Source organism: Streptomyces sp. NPDC031340 (genome assembly GCF_055569945.1).
The window spans coordinates 148,044-162,541 of sequence record NZ_JBVIIE010000012.1; the positions used below are offsets into that span (position 1 = coordinate 148,044).

The following is a 14,498-nucleotide window of genomic DNA, read 5'->3' on the forward strand; positions in this document are numbered from 1 at the left end:
CCGCCGGGTGATCAGTCCACCAGGTCACGGACCACCGCGTCCGCCAGCAGCCGTCCGCGCAGGGTGAGGGCCGCCCGTCCCTCGTCGTACGGTCCGCTGTCCAGCAGTCCGTCCGCCAGCGCGCGCCGGGAGGCCGCCAGGCCGTCCGGCTTCAGCAGGGACAGCGGTACCCCCTCCCGCAGCCGCAGCTCCAGCAGGATCCGCTCCACGCGCCGGTCCTCGTCGGACAGCAGTTCGCGGCCGGCCCCCGGCGAGCGCCCGGCGGCGAGGGCGGCGGCGTAGGCGCCGGGGTGCTTGACGTTCCACCAGCGCACCCCGCCGACGTGCGAGTGCGCCCCGGGGCCCGCACCCCACCAGTCGGCGCCGCGCCAGTACAGCTCGTTGTGCAGGCAGCGGGCCTGCTCGGAGGTGGCCCAGTTGGAGACCTCGTACCAGCCGAAGCCGGCCGCCGACAGGGTCTCCTCGGCGATCAGGTAGCGGTCGGCGTGCACATCGTCGTCGGTCATCGGGACCTCGCCGCGGCGGATGCGGTGGGCGAGCCGCGTGCCCTCCTCGACGATCAGGGCGTACGCCGAGACGTGGTCGGGACCGGCACCGATCGCCGCGTCCAGCGAGGCCCGCCAGTCGTCGTCCGACTCGCCCGGGGTGCCGTAGATCAGGTCGAGGTTGACGTGCGCGAAGCCGGCCGCGCGGGCTTCGGCGACGCAGGCCTCCGGGCGGCCGGGGGTGTGGGTGCGGTCGAGGACCCGCAGGACGTGCTGCCGGGCGCTCTGCATGCCGAAGGAGACGCGGTTGAAGCCGCCCTCCCGCAGCGCGGCCAGGTACGCCGGGTCGACCGACTCCGGGTTCGCCTCCGTGGTGACCTCCGCGTCCGCCGCGAGGCCGAACTCGTCGCGGATCGCGCCCAGCATCCGTACCAGGTCGGCGGCGGCCAGCAGGGTCGGGGTGCCACCGCCGACGAAGACCGTGCGGACCTCCCGCGGGTCGTCGCCGAGCACCTTGCGGGCCAGCCGGATCTCGTCGGTCAGGGTGTCCGCGTAGTTGTCGCGGGAGGCGAGGACGCCGCCGGTGCCGCGCAACTCGGTCGCGGTGTAGGTGTTGAAGTCGCAGTAGCCGCAGCGGGTCGCGCAGTACGGGACGTGCAGGTAGAACCCGAGGGGGCGGTCGGCCGCCCCGGCGAGCGCGGGCGCGGGCAACGCGCCGTCGGCGGGGACGGGCTCGCCGTCGGGGAGTGCGGAAGGCATGTGCTCCATTGTCCCGCACCGGCGCGGGGCCCGGTCCGGGGCGCGGAGCCCGGTCCAGGGCCGCAGGCCGCGGGCCCGGGCCGGGCCGCAGGCCGCGGGCCATGGGCCCAGACCATGGGCCACACGTGGGCCACAGGCCCAGACCATGGGCCACAGGCCCAGACCGAGCCATGGGCCACGGGCCCGGGCCATGGGCCACGGGCCCGGGCCGTGGGCCGTGGCCGTGGGCGCGGGCCCATTGTCCCGCACCCGCGCGGGGCTCGGTCCGGGGCGGGGAGCCCGGTCCAGGGCCGCAGGCCGCAGGCCGCAGGCCGCAGGCCGCAGGCCGCAGGCCGCAGGCCGCAGGCCGCAGGCCCGGGCCGGGCCGCGGGCCCGGGCCGGGCCGCGGGCCCGGGCCGTGGGCCGTGGGCGCGGGCCCGGGCAGTGGGACGTGGCCGTGGGCGCGGGCCCATTGTCCCGCACCGGCGCGGGGCCCGGTCCGGGGCGCGGAGCCCGGTCCAGGGCCGCAGGCCGCGGGCCCGGGCCGGGCAGCAGGCCGCGGGCCATGGGCCACAGGCCCGGACCGAGCCATGGGCCGCGGGCCCGGGCCGGGCCGTGGGCGCGGGCCCGGTCACGGCGGGCGTCCGCTGTTCTGCCCTGGAGCACCGACAGCGCCGCCGGCTACTCCGCCTGGAGCACCAGCAGCGCCAGGTCGTCCTCCGCCGGGGCGTCGCCGCCGAACGCGTGCACCAGCCGCCGGATGCGCTCGGCGATGCGGCGGGCGCCCAGCCCGGCGCACCCGGCGAGCGCCGTCGCGAGCCCGTCGGCGTCGTCGAACTGGCGCGAGCCGCATCGCCGCTCGGTCACGCCGTCGGTGACGCACAGCAGGCTGTCGCCGGACCGCAGGTCGAACGTCTCGCTGGTGTACGTCTCGTCCTCGACGACGCCGATCAGCGTCTGCGGCCGGGCGACGGTGCGCACGCCGCCGTCGGGCGCGAGCACCAACGGCAGCGGGTGTCCTGCGGAGGCGAGGGTGCAGCGGACGCCGCCTTCGAAGGGAATCAGCTCGCCGTACAGGAGGGAGAGGAAGCGGGTCTGCGGGCCGTCGCCGGGGCCGGGCGGCCGCACCAGGGCCCGGGCGGCGGCGTCCGCGGCCTCCATCGCGTCGTCGAGGAGCAGCCGGTTGAGCCGGTCCAGTACGTCGGCGACGCGGCAGCCCTCCCGGGCGAGCAGCCGCAGCCAGGGCCGGACGAGACCGATGACGACGGCGGCCTCGGGGCCCTTGCCCTGCACGTCGCCGACCGCGAAGCACCAGCGGCCGTCGCCGGCCGGGAAGAGGTCGTAGAAGTCGCCGCTGGGCCCGCCCTTGTCGCAGGGCTCGTAGACGAGGGCGCTGCGCACGCCGGGGATCTCGGCGACGGCGGTGGGCAGCAGGCCGCGCTGCAGGACGCGGCTGATGGTGGCCTGGCGGGCGTACTGGCGGGCCGCGCCGACGGCCAGCGCCACCCGGCGGCTGAAGTCCTCGACGAGTCCGGTGATCTCGTCGGGGAAGCTGAGCAGTCCGGCGCGTCCGATCACGAGGGTGCCCAGCGGCCGGCCGCCCGCGATCAGCGGGTGGGCGAGCGCCGTGCCGGCCGCCTCGCCGGGGCCGAGCGCCTCGCCGGGCCAGGCGTAGGGCGCGGGGCCCGACCTCCCGGCGGCCTCCCGGCGGCGGGGCGGGGCCTTCTCCAGGACGCGGCGCAGTTCCTCGATGCGGTTCTCGCTGCTGTGCCAGACGCGGGCGAGCCGCGGTCCCGCGCCGGGGGTCCCGTCGGCCGCCCGGCCCGCGCGGCCGGTGATCTCGTCCTCCAGCCAGACCGCGCACCAGTCGGCGAGCCGCGGCACGATCAGCTGGCCGGCGAGCGCGACGACCAGGTTCTCGTCGAGCTGCCCGGCGAGCAGGTCGGAGGCCTCCGCGAGGAACGACAGGGCGCCGCGGCCCAGCCAGTCCCGGTCGCGCTCGGCGCGCCGGGCGTCCGCCGCCCGGAGCACGGCCGGGAGCGGGAGCTGGAGGGCCGTGGGGAGCGGGTTTTGGAGCGGTGCCTGGAGCGAGGTCTGGAGCGGTGCCTGGAGCAGGGGCGGCTCGGGGGCGAGGAACCCGGCGACGGCGAGATCGTGCTGCGGGACGGGCCGGTCGGCCGGCCCACCGGTCCGGCCCGCGGGGGTGCCGGCCTCGGCGGGCAGCCGCGCCCACACCGTCTTGGTGCCCCTGCGGAAGGTGACGCCCCAGGACTCGGCGAGCGTGGCGACCAGGTGCAGGCCGCGGCCGTACTCCGTCTCGTGCGCCGGTTCGGTGACCGGGTCGCGCGGGGCGCGGGAGGGATGGCGGTCGGAGACCTCCACGACGACGGCGCCGGGCGCCTCCTCCGCCCGGCAGATCACCTCGACCTCGGTGCCCGCGTGCACGACGGCGTTGGTGACCAGTTCGCTGACGACGACGAGGACGTCCTCGACGAGAAGCTCGGTGAGGTGCTCGGTGCCGGGCCGCCCGGCCCGGGCCGCCTCGGTGAGCGCGGCGCGCACGATCTCGCGGGCGGAGCGCGGCGTGTCGGGGCCGGGGGGCAGGGTCGCGCCCGCCGCGACGTCCTCGGCGGGCCGGGACCCGCCGCGGCGCGCCGGTGCTTCGGAGACACCGGGGACCCCGGTGACACCGGGTACATCGGGGACCCCGGGGACACCGGAGACCTCAGGGACACCGGCGACACCGGCGACACCGGAAACGGTCCCTCGTCGCCTCGGAACGACCTCCATGTCCAGCTCCCCGAGCGGTCAGTACGCATACGCCTCAGTCGATCGACACCCACAGGGTGACAGAGCGAATGCGCCCGTAAGCAGCGGGTTACCGAAGTAGGTCATGATGGGTGCGGAAACTGCTCCGCGGGTGCTCGAAGAGGTGCGCAATCCCGAGCGGGTCCGAGCATCCGAGCCGCGCCTTCTGACCACCGCGAACAGGTGCGCGACGTGTCACGGCGGGGCGGGTGGGACGGGCGGACCGGCCGAGTGATCCGCCCGCCCCGCCCGCCCGCCGCCCGCCCGCCGACCGCCGCCAGGCGTCCGCCGGCTCACGCCTCGCGCGCGCCGGCGTACATCTCGTCGATGAGGTGCTTGTACTCCCGCTCGACGACCGGCCGCTTCAGCTTCAGGCTCGGCGTGATCTCGCCGTGCTCGACGTCGAGGTCGCGCGGCAGCAGGCGGAACTTCTTGATCGTCTGCCAGCGCTGCAGCCCCTCGTTGAGCTGCGTGACGTAGCCCTGGACCATCTCGACGGTCGCCGGCGCGGCCACCACCTCGGCGTACGGCTTGCCCGCCAGCCCGTTGTCCTTCGCCCACTCCAGGATGGACGGCTCGTCCAGGGCGATGAGAGCCGTGCAGAAGTTCCGGTCGGCGCCGTGCACCAGGATGTTGGAGACGTACGGGCACACGGCCTTGAACTGACCCTCGACCTCGGCGGGCGCGATGTACTTGCCGCCGGACGTCTTGATGAGGTCCTTCTTGCGGTCGGTGATGCGCAGGTAGCCGTCGGGCGACAGCTCGCCGATGTCGCCGGTGTGGAACCAGCCGTCCGGCTCCAGCACCTCGGCGGTCTTCTCGGGCAGCCCGTGGTAGCCCTCCATGATGCCGGGGCCGCGCAGCAGGATCTCGCCGTCGTCCGCGATGCGCACCTGGGTGCCGGGCAGCGGCTTGCCGACCGTGCCGGTGCGGTAGGCCTCGCCGGGGTTGACGAAGGAGGCGGCCGAGGACTCCGTCAGGCCGTAGCCCTCCAGGATGTGGATGCCGGCGCCGGAGAAGAAGTAGCCGATCTCCGGGGCGAGGGCGGCGGAGCCGGAGACGCAGGCGCGCAGTCTGCCGCCGAAGGCCTCGCGGATCTTGGCGTAGACCAGGGCGTCGGCGGCCTTGTGCTTGGCGCCGAGCCCGAAGGGGACGGAGGCGGTGCCGGTGCGCCGGAAGTTGTCCTGGGCCGTCTTGGCGTACTCGCGGGCGACCTCGGCGGCCCACTGGAAGATCTTGTATTTGGCGCCGCCGCCCGCGCGGGCCTTGGCGGCGACCCCGTTGTAGACCTTCTCGAAGATGCGCGGCACGGCGGCCATGTACGTCGGCTGCACGACCGGCAGGTTCTCGATGATCTTGTCGACGCGGCCGTCGACGGCCGTGACGTGACCGGCCTCGATCTGGCCGGAGGTCAGCACCTTACCGAAGACGTGCGCGAGCGGCAGCCACAGGTACTGCACGTCCTCGGCGCTGATCAGCCCGGTCGCGGAGATCGCCTTGGCCATGTACGACCAGTTGTCGTGCGGGAGGCGGACGCCCTTGGGCCGGCCGGTGGTGCCGGAGGTGTAGATGAGCGTGGCGAGCTGATCCTTGGTGATCTTGCTGACGCGCTCCCGGATCAGGTCCGGGTTCTTCTCCAGGTACGCCACTCCGCGGCTCTCCAGCTCGGCGAGGCTGAGCACCCGGTCGCCGGTCTCGACGCCGTCCGCGTCGATCACCACGACGTGGGTCAGCTCGGGTAGCTCGGCACGCTTCTGCTCCGCCTTGGCCAGCTGCTCGGCGTTCTCCGCGATCAGCACCCGGCTCGCGGAGTCGGAGAGGATGAACGCCGACTCCTCGGCGTTGGTCTGCGGATAGATGGTGGTCGTGGCCGCCCCGGCGCACATGATGCCGAGGTCGGCGAGGATCCACTCGAGGCGGGTGGAGGAGGCGAGGGCGACGCGCTGCTCGGGCTGCACGCCGAGTTCGATCAGCCCGGCCGCGATGGCGTACACCCGCTCGGCGGACTGCGCCCAGGTCAGCGACTTCCAGTCGTCGGGACCCGTGCCGGACGCGGACGGAACGGGGTAGCGGTAGGCCTCGGCGTCCGGAGTGGCCGCCACACGCTCCAGGAAGAGGGCCGCCACGGACGGCGGACGGTTCTCGATCAGTGTCTGTGTGTCGCTCACGACATCCTCCGGGACCCGCGACGGTGCGGCTGGCTCAGTATGGCTGGCTCAGTACGGCTGGCTCGGTACGACTGACTCAGCGGGGCTGACTCAGTACGGCTGGTTCTTACCCGCGACACGTTGTTTAACTCGCGAGTAACTAACGAGCAGGGATCAGAGTACGGCCCGACCGCCCGGTTCGTAAGGGGCGGCGGACTGTCACTTCGCACAGAGAGCGACGCCGCGCACGCGCGGGGGCCCGCCGCGCTTTCGTGCGGCGGGCCCCGTTGCGCCCGGTTTGCCGTGCCGGCGACGGCGAGCGGCGGTTACTTCTTGCCCTTGGCCGGCCCCGCGCTGTCATCGCTGCTCAGGACCGCGATGAAGGCCTCCTGCGGAACTTCCACCGAACCCACCATCTTCATCCGCTTCTTGCCCTCCTTCTGCTTCTCCAGCAGCTTGCGCTTGCGGGAGATGTCGCCGCCGTAGCACTTGGCGAGGACGTCCTTGCGGATGGCGCGGATGGTCTCGCGGGCGATGACCCGCGAGCCGATGGCGGCCTGCACCGGCACCTCGAAGTTCTGCCGCGGGATGAGCTCCTTGAGCTTGGCGACGAGCCGGACGCCGTACGCGTACGCCTGGTCCTTGTGGGTGATCGCGGAGAAGGCGTCCACCTTGTCGCCGTGCAGCAGGATGTCGACCTTGACGAGCGAGCTGGACTGCTCGCCGGTGGGCTCGTAGTCGAGCGAGGCGTAACCGCGCGTCTTGGACTTCAGCTGGTCGAAGAAGTCGAAGACGATCTCGGCGAGCGGCAGGGTGTAGCGGATCTCGACGCGGTCCTCGGACAGGTAGTCCATGCCGAGCAGGGCGCCGCGCCGGGTCTGGCACAGCTCCATGATCGCGCCGATGAACTCGGTCGGCGCGAGGATCGTCGCCCGCACGACCGGCTCGAACACCTCGTCGATCTTGCCCTCGGGGAACTCGCTCGGGTTGGTGACGACCGTCTCGGTGCCGTCCTCCATGATCACGCGGTAGACCACGTTGGGCGCGGTGGCGATCAGGTCGAGACCGAACTCGCGCTCCAGGCGCTCCCGGATGACGTCGAGGTGGAGCAGACCGAGGAAGCCGACGCGGAAGCCGAAGCCGAGGGCGGCGGACGTCTCCGGCTCGTAGACCAGCGCGGCGTCGTTGAGCTGAAGCTTGTCCAGCGCCTCGCGCAGCTCGGGGTAGTCGGAGCCGTCCAGCGGATACAGGCCGGAGAAGACCATCGGCTTGGGATCCTTGTAGCCGCCGAGCGCCTCGGTGGCTCCCTTGTGCTGGCTGGTGACGGTGTCGCCGACCTTGGACTGGCGGACGTCCTTCACACCGGTGATCAGGTAGCCCACCTCGCCGACGCCGAGACCGTCGGCGGGCAGCATCTCCGGCGAGTTGGTGCCGATCTCCAGCAGCTCGTGGGTGGCGCCCGTCGACATCATCCGGATGCGCTCGCGCTTGTTGAGCTGTCCGTCGATGACACGGACGTACGTCACGACGCCGCGGTAGGAGTCGTACACGGAGTCGAAGATCATGGCGCGCGCGGGGGCGTCCTTGACGCCGACCGGGGCCGGGATCTCGGCGACGACCTTGTCGAGCAGCGCCTCGACGCCCAGACCGGTCTTGGCGGAGACCTTCAGCACGTCACCGGGCTCGCAGCCGACGAGGTTGGCGAGCTCCTCGGCGAACTTCTCCGGCTGCGCGGCCGGCAGGTCGATCTTGTTGAGCACCGGGATGATCGTGAGGTCGTTCTCCATCGCCAGGTAGAGGTTGGCGAGGGTCTGCGCCTCGATGCCCTGGGCGGCGTCGACGAGGAGGACGGTCCCCTCGCAGGCGGCGAGCGACCGCGAGACCTCGTACGTGAAGTCGACGTGCCCCGGGGTGTCGATCATGTTGAGGATGTGCGTGCTGCCCGGGTCGTCGGTGGGAGCCCAGGGCAGGCGCACGGCCTGGGACTTGATCGTGATGCCGCGCTCGCGCTCGATGTCCATGCGGTCGAGGTACTGGGCGCGCATCTGCCGCTGCTCGACGACGCCGGTCAGCTGGAGCATCCGGTCGGCGAGCGTGGACTTGCCGTGGTCGATGTGCGCGATGATGCAGAAATTGCGGATCAGAGCCGGGTCGGTACGGCTCGGCTCGGGCACATTGTTAGGGGTCGCGGGCACGCAGGGTCCTGTCTCTTGAGGCGCCTTATGCCTCGGGTCGGATCGATACGTAGCCTCCATGGTCCCACGCGCGCCGACCGGCGACCGGTTTGGGCCACTCGGGCGGCCGCTGGTAGCCTGGGTGGCTGTGTCTCATGCCCTCTCAGCGCGAGGCACACCCAAGAAATCACCTGGCACGGGACCCCTGCGGCCCCGTGCCTGAACCTGAGAAGGCTCATTCGTGGCGAACATCAAGTCCCAGATCAAGCGGATCAAGACCAACGAGAAGGCCCGGCTGCGCAACAAGGCCGTCAAGTCCTCCCTGAAGACCGCGATCCGCAAGGCCCGCGAGGCCGCTGCCGCGGGTGACGTCGAGAAGGCCACCGAGTACCAGCGCGCTGCCGCGCGTCAGCTCGACAAGGCCGTCGCGAAGGGCGTCATCCACAAGAACCAGGCCGCCAACAAGAAGTCGGCGCTGGCTGCCAAGGTCGCGTCCCTCCAGGGCTGACACCATCTCTTGATCTGACCGCCGGAGGGAATCGAGCGGGCCCTCTCTCATCCGCTCCCGTCCGGCATCCCGAGTCCGTACGCGGCCTGCGTTCGCCACGCGGGTACGGACTCACCGGCTTCACCGAAGGCCCCGCCTCCTCTCCCCTTCCCCAGGGGCAGGGAGGCGGGGCCTTCGTCCTTGCCCGGGGACGGGGCCGGGGCCGGGGCTCCTAGCGTCGGCTGCGCGCGGCGCGGGCGATGGTGACCACGGCCTTCTCCAGGGCGTAGCCGGGGTCGTCCCCGCCGCCCTTGACTCCGGCGTCGGCGTCGGCGACCGCGCGCAGGGCGACCGCGACCCCGTCCGGGGTCCACCCGCGCATCTGCTGCCGCACCCGGTCGATCTTCCACGGCGGCATGCCCAGCTCCCGCGCCAGATCGGCGGGCCGCCCCCCGCGCGCGGAGGACAGCTTGCCGATCGCCCGCACGCCCTGCGCCAGGGCGCTGGTGATCAGCACCGGCGCGACGCCCGTGGCCAGCGCCCAGCGCAGCGCCTCCAGCGCCTCGGCCGCCCGCCCTTCCACGGCGCGGTCGGCGACCGTGAAGCTCGACGCCTCGGCCCGCCCGGTGTAGTACCGCCCGACGATCGCCTCGTCGATGGTCCCCTCGACGTCGGCGACCAGTTGGGAGACCGCGGACGCCAGCTCCCGCAGGTCGCTTCCGATGGCGTCGACGAGCGCCTGGCACGCCTCGGGGGTGGCGGACCTCCCGGTGGCCCGGAACTCCCCCCGCACGAAGGCCAGCCGGTCGGCGGGCTTCGTCATCTTCGGGCACGCCACCTCCCGCGCCCCCGCCTTGCGGGCCGCGTCGAGCAGTCCCTTGCCCTTGGCGCCGCCCGCGTGCAGCAGCACGAGGGTGATCTCCTCGGCGGGCGCTCCGAGGTAACCCTTCACGTCCTTGACCGTGTCGGCGGACAGGTCCTGCGCGTTGCGCACGACCACGACCTTGCGCTCGGCGAACAGCGAGGGGCTGGTCAGCTCGGCGAGCGTGCCGGGCTGCAGCTGGTCCGAGGTGAGGTCTCGTACGTCCGTGTCGGCGTCGGCGGCCCGCGCGGCGGCCACCACCTCCTGCACAGCACGGTCGAGCAGGAGGTCCTCCTGGCCCACGGCAAGGGTCACCGGGGCGAGAGGGTCGTCGTTCGCAGTCTTCCTGGCCATCGCGACAAGCATGGCACGCGGCACCGACATCGGGTCCCGGGCACCACCCCGCCGCCCCTGCCCACCCGACGGCCCCTCGTCCCGGGGTTCCTGCCCCAGGTTTCCTGTCACCCCAGGTTTCCTGTCACCCCAGGTTTCCTGTCACCCCAGGTTTCCTGTCACCCCAGGGTTCCCCGGGGCCGGGTCCGCCTGCGGCCCGCGCCACCCTCGGCACGGCCGCCCTGCGGACCGGCGGACCGGCGGACCGGCGGACCGGCGGACCGGCGGACCGGCGGACCGGCGGACCGGCGGACCGGCGGACCGGCGGCCTACGGTTCCTCGCGCCAGCCGTCCCACTCCCCGGCGAACGCGTCCAGCTCCGCCGCGTCCAGCCGCGACTCCGCGTCCCGCAGAACGACGAGCCACTGCGCGTCCTCGGCGTCGTCCTCACCGGCCAGGGCGTCGCGCACCAGTTCCGGCTCCTCGTCTGTCCCGAACCGCTCTCCCAACGCCCGGGCCGCCTCCTGCGCGGCGTCGCGGTCGGGCAGCACCAGCACATGTCTCACGTCGCTCACGAGCCCATTGTCCGCCACCCCGCCCGGCGCGCGGTCGGACTCGGCACATGGGCGGGAGGGACACGCCGTCAGCCTCCGTCGGTCTCCGCGACATGCCGTCAGTCTCCCGCGACCCGCAGCTCGGTGCCGGCCCCGGCCACCGCGAGCGCCCCGTCCCGGTCCGTCCGCACCACCACCGCGCCGCCTGCCCGCAACGCGGCCACGGTGCTGGGCGCCGGATGCCCGTAGGGGTTGTCCGCGCCGCAGGAGATGAGCGCCAGCCGCGGTGCGACCCGGCGTATCAGCTCCGGGTCCTGGTACGCCGAACCGTGGTGCGCGACCTTCAGTACGTCCACCCCGTCCAGCAGCGCGCCCTCCGGCGACCTCGACAGCGCCTGCTGTGCCGGGGGTTCGAGATCCCCGAGCAGCAGCAGACGCAGCCCCGCAGAACGGACCAGCAGGGTGACGCTGGAATCGTTCGGCCCGTCCGGGGCGGGCGTCGGGCCGGCCGGGGGCCACAGCACCTGCCAGGTCAGCGGACCCGTGCGCCGCTGTTCCCCGGCGACGGCGCGGCTCAGCGGGACGTGCCCGGCGTCCGCCTCCTTCCGCACGAACTCCACCTGATCGGCGGGCTGTTCCAGGCCGGTCGTCTCGATCCCGCCCACCGACCGCCCGCGCAGCACGCCGGGCAGCCCGGCGACGTGGTCGGCGTGAAAGTGGGTCAGCACCACCAACGGGATCCTCGTGATGCCGAGCGTGCGCAGGCAGCGGTCGACCAGCGTGGGGTCGGGCCCGGCGTCCACCACGACGCCGCTGCCCGCCCCCGCCGCGAGCACCATCGCGTCCCCCTGCCCCACGTCGCACATCACCAGCCGCCATCCCGGCGGCGGCCAGCCCGTGATCACCCTGGTCAGCGGCGGCGGCTGCACCACCACCAAGGCGAGCAGCACCCCCAGGGCGCCGCACCACCACGGATGCCTCAGCAGCCGCCTGCCGAGGACCAGGACGACAAGCGTGACCAGGCCGAGCAGTGCGGCGCCGCCCCAGGTCCCCGGCCAGTCCACTCCCCCGCCGGGCAGCGCGGCCCCCGCACGGGCCACGCCCGCGATCCACTCGACGGGCCAACTCGCGCACCGAGCGAGCGCCTTGGCGACGGGCAACGCCACCGGCGCCGTCGCCAGCGCGGCGAACCCCAGCACCGTGGCCGGCGCCACCGCGAGCTCCGCGATCAGGTTGCACGGCACCGCCACCAGACTCACGCGCGCCGACAGCACGGCGACGACCGGTGCGCACAGGGCCTGCGCGGCGCCCGCCGCGGCCAGCGCCTCGGCCGCTCTCGGCGGGAGTCCGCGCCGCCGCAGCGCCTCGCTCCAGCGCGGCGCGAGGGTGAGCAGGGCGCCGGTGGCCAGCACGGAGAGCAGGAAGCCGTAACTGCGGGCCAGCCACGGGTCGTACAGCACCAGCAGCACAACGGCCGTCGCCAGCGCGGGGATCAGGGATCTGCGGCGGCCGGTCGCCAGCGCGAGCAGCGCGACCGCTCCGCAGGCCGCCGCCCGCAGCACGCTCGGGTCCGGCCGGCACACGACGACGAATGCGAGTGTGAGAGCCCCGCCGAGCAGCGCGGTCGTCCTCAGTGGGATGCCGAGGCGGGGTGCGAGCCCGCGCCGCTCCGCCAGCCGGGCCAGGCCGGGCGGCCCGACGAGCAGGGCGAGGATGATCGTGAGGTTGCTCCCGGACACGGCGAGCATGTGCGCCAGGTCGGTCTCCTTGAACGCCTCGTCCAGTTCCGGGGTGATCCGCGAGGTGTCCCCGACGACCAGGCCCGGCAGCAGCGCCCGGGCGTCCGCGGGCAGCGCGTCGGTCGCCTCGCGCAATCCGGCGCGCAGCCGCCCGGCGAACCGCTGCGCCCGCGACGGCTCCGCCACCACGTCCGGCACGGCCTGTCCCCGTACCCGCAGCACACCCGCGACGCTGCCGCCACCCGCCAGCGGGGGCACCACCCGCGCCATGACCCGGACGTGGGTGGAGGGCAGCAGCCCCAGCCACGGCGACGCGCGAGCGGCGTCGGCCGGGCCCGTGCCTCTGGTGCGGACGTCAACGACGAGCAGCACCGGTGTCCGCGTCGTCGCCGCCGTCCCGTCCGCCTCGGTCACCCGCCGCACGTCGGCCCGGATCAGCACGGCGGCCGGAGCCGCGCGGTCCCCCGTGATCCGGGGCCGGGTGAGCCGCGGATCCGAGGCGACTTCCACCTCGGCGGTCACCCTGGCGTACTGCCGCGCCAGCGCGGGCACCGGGCCGCGCCGCAGATCGGCGCCGTGCAACCCGGCCGAGACGGCGGCCGCGGCGGCACAGAGCAGCACGGCGGCGAGCGAGACGCGCGGCCAGGCGCCACGCGAGGTCCGGGCATGGGCACGGACAGCCGCGCGCATCGGCAGCAGCAGACCGGCCCCCACGAGGCAGCCGGCCACGACGCCGACGACCCACCCCCACCGGGCGTCCAGCGTCAGCGCGGCCGTGGCCCAGACCGCGACCGCGGGCGGCACCAGCCGCAGGTCCGCAGGCCCTTCCTGGCGCGGGTGGGCGTCCCCGAGCCGCCGCCCGGACCCGGCGTGAACGGCTCGACGGGACACCGGGCGGCGGCGGCCGCCCACCCCGGCGCCGGAAGCCTGCCCGGGCGGGTTGTCGTGGGCGGGTGGGTTGTCGTGGCCGGGGCTCATGGCCGTACGAAATCGCGCAGGTCGGCGAAGCGGCGGTCGCCGATGCCGTTGACCTCGCGCAGTTCGTCGACCGAGCGGAAGCCGCCGTGCCGGGTGCGGTAGTCGACGATGTGCCGGGCCAGCACCGGTCCCACGCCGGGCAGGGTATCGAGTTGGTCCGCCGTGGCCGTGTTGAGGGACACCGGCGCACCGGCCGCCCCAGCCCCTGCCCCCACCACCGCTCCCGCTCCCGCTCCCGCCGCCGATCCGGCCGGTCCGCCGTCCGGCCCCGGCGCGGGGGCCGGTCCGCCGACGACGACCTGCTCACCGTCGGCCAGGAAGCGGGCCTGGTTGAGCCCTTCGGTCTTCGTGCCAGGGCGCACCCCGCCCGCCGCCCGCAGGGCGTCGACGACCCGCGCACCAGCGGGCAGGCGGTGGATTCCCGGGTCGCGCACCTTGCCGCTGACGTCCACCACGATCTCGGCCCCAGCCGATCCCCCGGCACTCGGCGCCGCCCCCGCCGGGCCGTCGGACGGGCGTGCGCCGCCCGTGGCCCGTGCCCCGGCGGCAGCCACCGCCCGCACCACCTCGGGCGCCCGCACGGACTGCGTGCGGCCGGCCCAGAAGTGCTGGACGGCGAACACGGCCGTCAGGACGAGCAGCGCCGCGAGGGCGACCACGCCCCGCCGCTCCAGCCCACACCGCGCCTGCACCCACAACGGCATCCGCTCCCGCAGCGCCGCCCCGGCCCGCCCCCGCCAGTCCCCGTCCGCGTACTCGGCGTCTGCCCTTGTCTCCACTGTCTCCACCTCCGTCTCCGAAGACGCGACCGGCGGCGGATCATCCTCGGACGGCACGTCCGAGGACAGGCCCCTGCTCGACGCGTCCGCGGACGGGCCGATGCTCCCGGTGTTCCCGGTGTTCCCGGTGGCCCCTCCCCACCACCGCGCGCCCGGCGGTCCGGTCCCCGGCTCCCCCGCCGGGAGGGCGCGTTCGGGGAAGAGCGCCCCGGCACGCCGGCGGAGTTCGTCCGCCGAGGCGCGCCGGTGCCGGGCGGCGCCCAGGGCGGGCGCGCGGCGATGGCGGACCCGGCCGTCTGAGGCAGGGCCCCGCCCCGGGCCACTGGTCGCGGTCGCTGTGCGTGAACGTGATCGAAGTGCCATGCGTCGAGGATCTGGCACCTCGCCCACCGCGCGATGATCTTGCCCGGAATC

The 14,498-nt window shown here is 74.3% G+C and carries 9 protein-coding genes; 1 reads left to right on the plus strand and 8 read right to left on the minus strand.

Going from position 1 to position 14,498, the window contains the following annotated elements; translation table 11 throughout:
- Window positions 1–11: 11 nt before the first annotated feature.
- The 4 genes from hemW to lepA all read right to left on the minus strand — a co-directional run bounded on the left by hemW (window position 12) and on the right by lepA (window position 8,373).
- Complete coding sequence (gene hemW / locus ACZ5GT_RS11825) at window positions 12–1,244, minus strand: radical SAM family heme chaperone HemW (protein ID WP_469019430.1); 1,233 nt, start codon at window positions 1,242–1,244, stop codon at window positions 12–14.
- Window positions 1,245–1,904: 660 nt separating this feature from the next.
- Window positions 1,905–4,013 (minus strand): SpoIIE family protein phosphatase, encoded by a 2,109-nt coding sequence (locus ACZ5GT_RS11830; RefSeq protein WP_469019434.1) that lies wholly within the window; start codon window positions 4,011–4,013, stop codon window positions 1,905–1,907.
- Between the two features lie 311 nt (window positions 4,014–4,324).
- Window positions 4,325–6,199: an AMP-dependent synthetase/ligase gene (locus ACZ5GT_RS11835; RefSeq protein WP_469019437.1), complete on the minus strand. Its 1,875-nt coding sequence runs from the start codon at window positions 6,197–6,199 to the stop codon at window positions 4,325–4,327.
- 305 nt (window positions 6,200–6,504) lie between these two features.
- Window positions 6,505–8,373, minus strand: a complete 1,869-nt coding sequence (gene lepA / locus ACZ5GT_RS11840) for a translation elongation factor 4 (RefSeq protein ID WP_469019440.1) — start codon at window positions 8,371–8,373, stop codon at window positions 6,505–6,507.
- 220 nt (window positions 8,374–8,593) lie between these two features.
- On the opposite strand from lepA, the gene rpsT reads away from it, so the two are divergent.
- A complete protein-coding gene (gene rpsT / locus ACZ5GT_RS11845) occupies window positions 8,594–8,860 on the plus strand; it encodes a 30S ribosomal protein S20 (RefSeq protein WP_469019443.1) in 267 nt (88 codons plus the stop codon).
- Window positions 8,861–9,071: 211 nt separating this feature from the next.
- Here rpsT and holA read toward each other — a convergent pair whose 3' ends face one another.
- From holA to ACZ5GT_RS11865, 4 genes are all read right to left on the minus strand, one after another.
- Entirely contained in the window at window positions 9,072–10,055 is a 984-nt protein-coding gene (holA, locus tag ACZ5GT_RS11850) for a DNA polymerase III subunit delta (protein WP_469019449.1), read from the minus strand.
- Window positions 10,056–10,363: 308 nt separating this feature from the next.
- Entirely contained in the window at window positions 10,364–10,609 is a 246-nt protein-coding gene (locus ACZ5GT_RS11855; RefSeq protein ID WP_360745943.1) for a hypothetical protein, read from the minus strand.
- A 98-nt stretch (window positions 10,610–10,707) separates the two neighbouring features.
- The gene (locus ACZ5GT_RS11860; RefSeq protein ID WP_469019461.1) at window positions 10,708–13,305 is read right to left on the minus strand and encodes a ComEC/Rec2 family competence protein; all 2,598 of its coding nucleotides are present in this window, start codon (window positions 13,303–13,305) and stop codon (window positions 10,708–10,710) included.
- Entirely contained in the window at window positions 13,302–14,084 is a 783-nt protein-coding gene (locus ACZ5GT_RS11865; protein WP_469019467.1) for a ComEA family DNA-binding protein, read from the minus strand. The genes ACZ5GT_RS11860 and ACZ5GT_RS11865 overlap by 4 nt, the downstream gene beginning before the upstream one ends.
- Between the last annotated feature and the right edge of the window lie 414 nt (window positions 14,085–14,498).

Coding starts and splice junctions, on each gene's coding strand:
- hemW (WP_469019430.1), bottom strand. CDS start 1,244: ATGCCTTCCGCACTCCCCGACGGCGAGCCCGTCCCCGCCGACGGCGCG.
- ACZ5GT_RS11830 (WP_469019434.1), bottom strand. CDS start 4,013: ATGGAGGTCGTTCCGAGGCGACGAGGGACCGTTTCCGGTGTCGCCGGT.
- holA (WP_469019449.1), bottom strand. CDS start 10,055: ATGGCCAGGAAGACTGCGAACGACGACCCTCTCGCCCCGGTGACCCTT.
- ACZ5GT_RS11860 (WP_469019461.1), bottom strand. CDS start 13,305: ATGAGCCCCGGCCACGACAACCCACCCGCCCACGACAACCCGCCCGGG.